Source organism: Moorena sp. SIO1G6, assembly GCF_010672795.1.
Taxonomy (GTDB): domain Bacteria; phylum Cyanobacteriota; class Cyanobacteriia; order Cyanobacteriales; family Coleofasciculaceae; genus Moorena; species Moorena producens.
Genome location: NZ_JAAHFZ010000107.1, coordinates 1 through 8,665, shown reverse-complemented (window position 1 = coordinate 8,665; position 8,665 = coordinate 1). Strand labels below are relative to the sequence as shown.

8 protein-coding genes and 4 pseudogenes are annotated in these 8,665 nt (G+C 43.8%); 6 read left to right on the top strand and 6 right to left on the bottom strand.

The features are described from left to right. Positions 1–126: 126 nt before the first annotated feature. Positions 127–940 (bottom strand): annotated as a pseudogene (locus F6K63_RS35560) (IS630 family transposase); the annotation flags it as partial. Positions 941–1,285: 345 nt separating this feature from the next. Between F6K63_RS35560 and F6K63_RS35555 the strand changes: the two are divergent. Both F6K63_RS35555 and F6K63_RS35550 read left to right on the top strand, forming a co-directional pair. Further along, positions 1,286–2,362 carry an RRXRR domain-containing protein gene (locus F6K63_RS35555; RefSeq protein WP_287314825.1) on the top strand — a complete coding sequence of 359 codons (1,077 nt, stop codon included), beginning with the start codon at positions 1,286–1,288 and terminating at the stop codon, positions 2,360–2,362. Between the two features lie 260 nt (positions 2,363–2,622). Further along, positions 2,623–2,787 (top strand): type II toxin-antitoxin system RelE/ParE family toxin, encoded by a 165-nt coding sequence (locus tag F6K63_RS35550; RefSeq protein WP_353813171.1) that lies wholly within the window; start codon positions 2,623–2,625, stop codon positions 2,785–2,787. Here the strand turns inward: F6K63_RS35550 and F6K63_RS35545 are convergent. Continuing rightward, positions 2,781–2,918: a hypothetical protein gene (locus tag F6K63_RS35545; protein ID WP_287314821.1), complete on the bottom strand. Its 138-nt coding sequence runs from the start codon at positions 2,916–2,918 to the stop codon at positions 2,781–2,783. The genes F6K63_RS35550 and F6K63_RS35545 overlap by 7 nt on opposite strands. 387 nt (positions 2,919–3,305) lie before the next feature. Between F6K63_RS35545 and F6K63_RS35540 the strand changes: the two genes are divergently transcribed. The 3 genes and pseudogenes from F6K63_RS35540 to F6K63_RS35530 all read left to right on the top strand — a co-directional run bounded on the left by F6K63_RS35540 (position 3,306) and on the right by F6K63_RS35530 (position 4,482). Next, positions 3,306–3,554 carry a DUF433 domain-containing protein gene (locus F6K63_RS35540; RefSeq protein WP_287253690.1) on the top strand — a complete coding sequence of 83 codons (249 nt, stop codon included), beginning with the start codon at positions 3,306–3,308 and terminating at the stop codon, positions 3,552–3,554. Then, positions 3,551–3,913: a DUF5615 family PIN-like protein gene (locus F6K63_RS35535; protein WP_287253688.1), complete on the top strand. Its 363-nt coding sequence runs from the start codon at positions 3,551–3,553 to the stop codon at positions 3,911–3,913. The genes F6K63_RS35540 and F6K63_RS35535 overlap by 4 nt, the downstream gene beginning before the upstream one ends. A gap of 184 nt (positions 3,914–4,097) precedes the next feature. Beyond that, positions 4,098–4,482: pseudogene (locus F6K63_RS35530) on the top strand (DUF433 domain-containing protein). A 45-nt stretch (positions 4,483–4,527) separates the two neighbouring features. Here F6K63_RS35530 and tnpA read toward each other — a convergent pair. Then, a pseudogene (gene tnpA, locus F6K63_RS38175) lies at positions 4,528–4,951 on the bottom strand (IS200/IS605 family transposase). 52 nt (positions 4,952–5,003) lie between these two features. Between tnpA and F6K63_RS35515 the strand changes: the two are divergent. Continuing rightward, positions 5,004–6,350 carry an IS200/IS605 family accessory protein TnpB-related protein gene (locus F6K63_RS35515; RefSeq protein WP_287253683.1) on the top strand — a complete coding sequence of 449 codons (1,347 nt, stop codon included), beginning with the start codon at positions 5,004–5,006 and terminating at the stop codon, positions 6,348–6,350. Between the two features lie 178 nt (positions 6,351–6,528). On the opposite strand, the gene F6K63_RS35510 is transcribed toward F6K63_RS35515, so the two are convergent. From F6K63_RS35510 to F6K63_RS35500, 3 genes and pseudogenes are all read right to left on the bottom strand, one after another. Further along, entirely contained in the window at positions 6,529–7,167 is a 639-nt protein-coding gene (locus F6K63_RS35510; protein WP_287253682.1) for a 2OG-Fe(II) oxygenase family protein, read from the bottom strand. Between the two features lie 116 nt (positions 7,168–7,283). Beyond that, positions 7,284–8,131 (bottom strand): annotated as a pseudogene (locus tag F6K63_RS35505) (ISAs1 family transposase). A 111-nt stretch (positions 8,132–8,242) separates the two neighbouring features. Then, positions 8,243–8,368 carry a hypothetical protein gene (locus tag F6K63_RS35500; protein ID WP_287314820.1) on the bottom strand — a complete coding sequence of 42 codons (126 nt, stop codon included), beginning with the start codon at positions 8,366–8,368 and terminating at the stop codon, positions 8,243–8,245. Positions 8,369–8,665: the final 297 nt, after the last annotated feature.

The window sequence follows — 8,665 nt, the reverse complement described above, 5'->3', positions numbered from 1 at the left end:
ATCAATTGAAGAATTAGAATGTTTGTTAAATCATCTTTTAAATGAAGGAGGGTTAATTATAAAATGGGTACGAAAAATAAAAAACAAAGGCAATGCTGTTATCACAGTTTAAATGCGCAACAGCTTATGAACCGGACCATTGTCCTGGACAATCACCCGGAGCCGACCGGTTTGATCGAGTTGTTGCTTGGCCTGACGAGCTTGTTCATCCATCATCGTGATGTAGCGCTCCCCGTTGAAACTGCCCACCACCAGTCCATAGACAAAGCTCACGCTTAGGTTGTAGCAATCCCAAAATGCTAATGCGTCTTCCTTTGCGGGCTGTCTGTTCAAGGCGCTTTTGCTCACCTCTAAAGAAATAGCTGTGTTCTACGGGCATCCACATACAAAATCCCGACTCATCGAGATAGAATAAGTCGATTTCTCCTACTGCCGCTGACCATTGCAACATCTCTAGGTCGGCTTGCTTGGTTGCCTTTTCTATAGGGTCTTGCTTCCCTCTGTGACTTTGGCGAGTACGCTTCCAAATCACCCCCTTTTTTTAAGCACTCGTCTGAGGTGATCCGGGCTCAACTTAACATGACGGTCATTAGCCAGCTTTTGGGCTAACTGTTTGCTATTGTAGGTGCGTTCCTCCTGGCGTAAGCAGGATTCTAGATATTCAATATCCTCAGGCTGCCAACGCTTCTGGGCTCCGGGTCTAGGAGCATCCCATAGTCCCCCCAAGCCTTTGTGTTGCCATCGATGAATGACCTCACGGACAGTTCGAACATTCCAGCCGAAATAGGCAGCAATTTTCTCTACATACAGGCCCTGATGGTTTAAACGAATTACTTGCGCTCGGTCTTTGACTCGCTGGGGAACCGTAGTGGCAGTGCGAAGTTCAAATAAAGTGCGCTCAAGTTCGGCACAGAGGAAAGATTCTTAAGCGTGCGCCCATAGTGAATGCTTCTTAGCATTGAAAGTATTATTGCTTTATTTAACTTAACATACCTGAGCTTTTCAAGCCCGACCTACTTAGCATTTCATTTTGAGTCAATAACCCCAACCTACTTCGTTGAGGTTGGGGCTTGAGAAGACAACCAACTTCTCTGGTTTGACTAGATCATATGAGCCGAATTTTGGGACGAACGTTTGAATGCTTCCCCAGTTCAAACCTCTTCAAAACTGTGTTGTCAGTTGCTGTTAGACAGGACATCTTAGATTCGGTGATCGTTCGCGTAGCGTGGCCTACGGCCAGGGGACGAGTTTTAACTCAAATACTTTTCTCGTGAGGTTTATCACCATGTTACGAGTACCAGTAATTTCGCCCGACGGCAAACCACTAATGCCTACAAAAGCCTCTCGTGCTCGCCGGTGGATCAAAAAAGGTTTGGCTACTATTCATCAGAATGACTTAGGTCTTTTTGCTGTTCAATTAATTAACCAACCGTCTGGAGAGAAGACTCAGGATATCGCTGTTGGTATTGACCCAGGCAAAAGGTTTTCTGGTATTGCTGTCCAGTCAAACAGGGCTACTCTTTGGACTGGTCATTTAGTTCTGCCATATAAAAAGGTTCGCGTACGTATGGATACTCGGCGAATGATGAGAAGAACTCGTAGAAGTCGTCGAATAAACCGAAAGGTACCTTATTCACAAAGGTCTCACCGGCAAAAACGATTTGATAATCGAACAAACAAAAAAATACCTCCCTCTATTCGGGCAAACCGTCAACTAGAGCAACGTGTGATCAAAGAACTTAATTCTTTGTACCCAGTGAAATCTATCGTTTATGAGGTAGTTAAGGCTAGAGGAAATAAAGGGTTTTCACCTGTAATGGTAGGTCAGTATTGGTCAATATCCCAGCTAGAAAAAATAGCTCCAGTTACTCAAAAGCAAGGCTGGGAGACTGCTCTTAAAAGAGAGGCTTTGGGATTAATCAAAGACAAAGCTGATAAAAGTCGGCAAACCATTAACACTCATGGGGTAGATGGAATAGCTTTAGCCGCCACTCATTTCTCTAGTCGGAAAAACTATTATCACAACAGAGGCAAATTAAGTGTCCCTAAGAACTGTGATGTAACTAATGCTGTTTTCTCTGTAGTCAAACGTGCCCCTATAAGTCGTCGTCAATTGCATCTACTACAGTTTTCAAAAGGTGGTAAACGGCGTAAATATGGTGGAACGACTACTCACCACGGGTTCCGAAAAGGGGACTATGTCGAAGCTGTTAAAGCCAAGATAATTTCGCGAGGTTGGGTAAGCGGAGAAACCGTTAAACAAGTTTCTGTTAGTGATGCTAACTGGAAAAGAATCGGACAATTTACAGCCCGAAAAGTCCGACTCCTAAAACGTGCAACGGGCTTAATTGTAAACCACTAGTTGAAGGCGCGGCTTTCCTCCCCACCCTGAACGTTCGCGCAGCGTGGCCTACGGCCAGGGATGGGGTATCCAGCCGCGAAGATTTGATGAAAGAATTTGGGTTCTGAAACTAAAAACTTCCAAGCCTCAGGGCTTAATAGTACTTTTGTTCTTACAAAACTGACCTGCTCCCAAGCGGTGCGCGTTCACGCTTGTCGGGAACGCGCACCAAAAGGGATGTTGCCAAACTTACGCCCAAATTAAAGCAAAAACTTAAAACAATGATTCAGGACACGATCAGTATAAATCCTTATGCTGGTAAAAAGCTGGTGGGCAATCTTGCTGGTTTCTTTTCTATGGGTTTAAGTTATAAAGATAGAATTATTGACACAATTGACAATGAGCATAAGCTGATCTATATTCACCGCGCCAAAACTCATTATTGAGAATAAAATAATGGTATTGCATAGTGCGTTCGCGTAGCATGACCTTTCGGACAAAGCCCGACGCTGCGCGAACGGTCAATCCCCTGCTCTTGTAGTGCGATCGCATATTTTGTAGGCGGAGCTGATCCCATCAAGTAAGGGAATTATCCCGTAAGCATTCAGCTATCAGCCGTCAGGCGTCAGCTCTGTGGCACAGGCTTCGTGGGACAGGCTTCGACGCTGGGACTTTCGTGACTATTAAACCAATGCTTACTTGTTGTCTTGATTATTGCGCGAGTGGGGGAAACCACGGCAATAGCGAGTGGGGGGGACCCCCAAGACCGTAATGGTGCGTTTGACCCGTAATTAAATTCGCCACGGGTCGCACCTCTGCATCGCTTATTCAAAAGCTGAGAGCTCAGAGATGATAGCTGATAGCTGATAGCTGATAGCTGATAGCTGATAGCTGATAGCTGAATGCTTACATTACCCCTTCACTGTAAGTACTATATAGTTAAGAAAAATACAAGGTGTTAGTTATGACAGATAAGAAACTGGTATTTGAACGCATTACCTTTGATCCCCAAATAATGGGAGGACGTGCTTGTGTTCGAGGCATGAGGATTACAGTATCTTTAGTGCTAAGTTTGGTAGCCGACGGTATGGATGTCAACGAAATTCTTGAAGCTTATCCCTATCTAGAAGCAGAAGATATTAAAGCTAGTCTTCTGTATGCAGCATTTTTGGCTAGTGAGCAAGTTCGGCCTTTCAGTGGAAGTGCCGCATGAAGTTTTTAGCAGATATGGGTGTCTCTCCTTTAACTGTTCAATTACTGCGTCAACAGGGATATGATACGGTACATCTTTACGAACAAGGATTAGAACGGCTCTTAGATGCTTTGATTCTGGAAAAGGCAAGGCAAGAGGAGCGCATTGTTTTAACTTTTGACTTGGATTTTGGTGATCTATTGGCAGCAAGTTCTGCTTTGCTGCCTAGTGTGATCATATTTCGCTTGAAGAATACAAATCCTGCAAGTGTTGGTGCAAGATTGCTGGCGGTGCTGGCTGAGTGTGGGGAAGATTTGGAAGCAGGTGCAATTATCACGGTGGATGATACTCGTTACCGACTGCGACGACTGCCAATTTGAGCAGATCTTGTAGGGTGCGAAGCACGAAAGTGTAACGCACCGAAATTCAACCCAACCGCCCAATTAAAACAACAAATAAAAATAAAAAAAATCCAATATTAACCCCTGATTGCCCTGTGTTAAAATGCTCGATAGCTAGATTACGCAATTAAAAAAACGTTTTACCAAATCATTACAAATTGCCATGGAAATCCAAGACTACTTCGACTTCCTAGCCTCTGACGACATTCGCATCAAAGGTAGCCGCATTGGTATCGAAAGCGTCCTCTACGAATATATCTATCGCGCCAGAACCCCTGAAGAAATTACCCAACAATTTGAGACAATTACCCTGTCTTGATGCAGTCGCTCATGGGGGAAACCCCCAAGACCGCGCTGCATCGCTAGAACAAGTCCATGGCACTATTCTCTACTATCTACACAACAAAGAAGAGGTTAGCACTTACTTAGCTGACTGGCTAGAGTTTTGCCGCCAACAACGAGAAGAACAAAAACAGAATCCTTCTGCTGCACGGCAAAGGTTCCGGCAATTGAACAAATGTGCGACGCATTCCCCCACCTGGGCGTAGGCCACGCTACGCGAACGCCCAGGTGGGGGTTAAGGAGCAAACTAATTAATCGTCATAGCCAAGGTTCTCTATATACTGCTTCAGAACAGAAAGCGGTGCGCCTCCACATGACACAGCACTAAATCCTCTTTTCCAGAAGACAGGCTTCCAGTAATAGGGAGCCAATTCTTTTTTTTGCATATCTTTTTCTAATTTCTCTGCTAGTCACCGTTTTGAGGGTATTGCAAAGCTTGGAAATTGACACCTTAGGGGCTAGGTCAATCAGAAGATGGATGTGATCATTTTCCCCTAGGTCGGCCTTGGCATCCTCAAGAATACAGTCATTTTTTTCACAAATACTTTTGACCAGATCTTTGATGTCTTCTTATATGTTTCCTGTAATCACTGGGTGGCGGTATTTTGTCACAAACACTATATGAATCTTGATTAGCGAAACCGTCTGTGCAAAAGAGCGGAAAGAGGTTGACATGTTTAATCACTATGATTTAATCTGGTGACATACTAGCAATTCAGTTGAGCCTGTGAAGACGCCAGCCAAAATCATTCGCACCGATAAGTGGACTCTTAACCCGACTGCCAAACAGCGCTTTTTGTTTGGTGAGACGGTGAAGGTGTACCGCCAGGCTTGTCGATATTTGGTTGGTATTATTTATATTCACTGGGGCGAATTGGGCGAGTTAACTGCTGACCAGCTAACTCCTGCTGTTGAGGGATTGATGCACAAAACAGCCAAGCGACCCAAAATAAAATATCCTCAATTCAACAAAACTTTCCATAAATTTCCTAGTTACTACCGTCGAGCAGCAATTGCATTCGCAGCTGGACAGGTTAGCAGCTATGCAACTCGATACCGTGAATGGCAATCTGGCGTCCGAAAAAGGAAAGATAGCAAGCCACCAAGATTAAATGCTGATACTGGTTGCTATCCAGCTTTGTATAAAGGTCAATGCTATAAGCTGCATGGTTTTGACCAAGTCGAAATCAAAGTCTTCAATGGTTTAGATTGGATTTGGACTACAGTTCAGATAACTGGATTAAGAGAGCGCCACGCCTGTGCCACTAACAAGATGATGTCCCCTTCATTGATCTTCAATGATAGGTATTGTCATCTATCTGTTCCATTTACTTGTAAACCAGAAAAACGCAAACCAAGATCTAACGTAACTGCGGTAGACTTGGGTATTAATACAACTGCTACCATAGCAGTTGTAACCCACAGCGGTACTGTAATCCACCGTGAGTTTATTCATCCTGGAAGAGACATAGACCGCAGAGATAAACGACTGAAATCCGTATCCTTAAGGGCATCAAAGACAATGGGAAAAGGAGGAAAACTGCACAAAGGTTTTTGCTCCAAGACCTACCAAAAATGCCAAAGAATTAACAACCAGATTGGCCACATTGTTTCTAAGGGAATTGTTGAGATTGCTGAAAAGTTTAATTCTGAAGCGATTGTATTTGAGAATCTTAAAGGATGGAAGCCAAAGGGCGGAAGGAAACGCTCCAATTTAAGGCAAAGATTTCACGGATGGCTCAAAGCAAAGATTCGTGATTTTACGGAAATGAAATGGGCTGAACTTGGAGGCAAAGTTATAGAGGTCGTGGCGGCTTACACCTCAAAACTTGCCTATGATGGTTCTGGTACGGTTAAACGAAATTCAAAGAATTATACCCTAGCAACCTTCCCTTCAGCTAAGCGATTCAATGCCGACCTTAATGGCGCTTACAACATTGGTGCTAGAGGTGTACTTAAGCTCGTTCGCAGAAATGACAACGAGGGTCGTTCCAGCAAAAGTCCTGGACGACCGCCTAGAAGCTGGGCTTGTCTATGTGACCTGTGGACGCTTCGTAGTTCCAGGTTAGCATAGGACACCACCACCTCGTTCAGGTGGTGGAAGCTTCATAGCAGAAGCCGCTCTGGAGCGAGTCATTAATCCTAGTAGGGTGGGCAGTGCCTACCAACGCCCTTTGCAAGCTTGATTATCTGTCTGGTGCACTGCCCACCCTACATCTGATAGCTGATAGCTGACAGCTGAATGCTTACCTCTAACTAACCATCACACGCCGATTGTACTCCTCAACCAACTGAGCCTCATGTTCACCATGGAAAAATGACAGCAGAGCAAACCGTCGTCCTTTAATAACATCTGTAACCTCGTGAAGCAGGGAACAGGAAAAAATCAAAGCACTGCCTGTTTCCGGCTGATATAAATCCAATCCGTATTCTGGAAATCTTAAACAGCCCCCTTCATAGTCTTCCACATTCAAATTAATAGTCATAGCAAAGCGACGATAGGCAGTTCCTTCCGTAGCATCATCCCGATGGGGTCGAAAATATCCGCCAGTATTAGCATCATAGCAACCAATCCGAAAACTCTCAAATCGAGTAATTTCAAAATGAAAGGCTTTCTTGATTGCAGGGCGAACCTGTTGACGGATGAAATATCTTAAACGTTGATGGGTTTCCCCTTCTTGAAGAAAATGGTCTCTGCGTCTTTTATAATCATCGTCCTCAATGGGAGTCAATTCTCCCTTATGCTCAATCATTGAATAGGACTCTTGATTCCCTTCAGTTTCCCAAATATTAATTAGGGTTTGACAAAACTCTCTATCCAAGACATTAGGAATAAATAAAACTGGCGCTTGATTAGTAATTTTACGGGGAGCTTCTGGAGATTTATTCATTATAGTTAATTAATTAAATAATAAAGGGAGTAGGGAGTAGGGAGTAGGTAAGAGGTAAGAGGTAAGAGGTAAGAGGTAAGAGGTAATAGCTAATAGCTAATAGCTAATAGGCAGGGCTATTTCATTCTAAAAAGTGCCAAAATATGCTTAAGCCCAAATTGGCATTTTCTTTGTGCTTGAGCCATGTTGTCAAACCCTGCATCTCGATAAAGATTCAGAGCTAAATTACGAGCGATCGCCCAAATTTGTACCAGAGGAGTTGTCCTGATACGAGATTTATCTTCACCCTGAGTGACATCTCTGACATAATGAACTTTGTTCTCTACGCCCCAATAGCCTCGAATCCGCTTGGCAAATTGTTCAGCCGTTTCTTTCAAGTCAGAGATATAGTATCGGATCTGGGTCTGATCAGTATTTGTAGTAATCCGTCGGGACTGAACTTGAATCACGGTAGCTAATCCAGGCCAAGAAGGCAAACCTTGGGTAACTTGGCAAATACTAACACTTCGTTTTTCTATTCGACCGTGTCCTTTATTGATCTGTTCAAAAGATTGCTGAGGAACGAACTGCTGTTGGGCGGCTGCAAAAAGTTTTGGTTGGTTCCCTTTAAGGGCTGCTATATAGTGATTCCCACTATCGATGATCAGCTGACAAGTTTTTTTTGGGTGTTTATGGCATCAAAGGCAAAAACCACGCCTTTGAGTGCTAGTGCTTTGATCAACTCTGGCACTGCCTTAATCTCATTCGTTTTTTTGACAACCATATCAGGCTTGAGAATTAATCCTCTCTCTACCAAGTAGGCACTCACTAACATAATTGCGGGATGGCGATCGCAATGTGGATTGTCTTGTTCGACCATAAATGACCCTCTCAAAACTTTCCCATCTACCCCTAAAGTCTCTCCCGCTTCCGGAGTGATCTCGAAAAAGCAAGCGAGCCTTGCTGAATAATCTGAGTAATCCATATTCAGTAACACTCGGCGGATTGTGCTGTATGATGGCAGTCGGTTGACTTGAAACAATTGGCTCAACTCCTCACGATTGTTTCAATCCAATCAGCGTACGCTAAAAATCCTTTATTCCCTGCAGCGACTGCTAGGGTAAAGATAGCCAGACATAGAGCCATTGAGTGTCAACATCCGCTGCCCTCTACGAGCATCTGGTAAATCAGAAAAGGCTTCTAAAATAGCAATTTGACCCATCGATGTTGATTCTCTTGTGCCCTTGTGCCGGGAGCCGGTCTGGCATTGCAGAACAAATGAACTATGTACCATCAGAGCAAGCTTAAACCCATGAGGGGGCATTATATTTAGTACAAATGTTCTGCCTAAGCGACATCCTCCCTCTTGTGCCTTAGCATCTTATCTTACCATAGACCTCTTGCAAAAGTCCAATAAAAAAGATATAAATGGGTCAGTATAAGGGAAAATAATGACCTATCAAAAAGTTAAAGATTTAACTAACCAGGAGTTCAAACGCCTTTGTGGGGTAAGAATTGA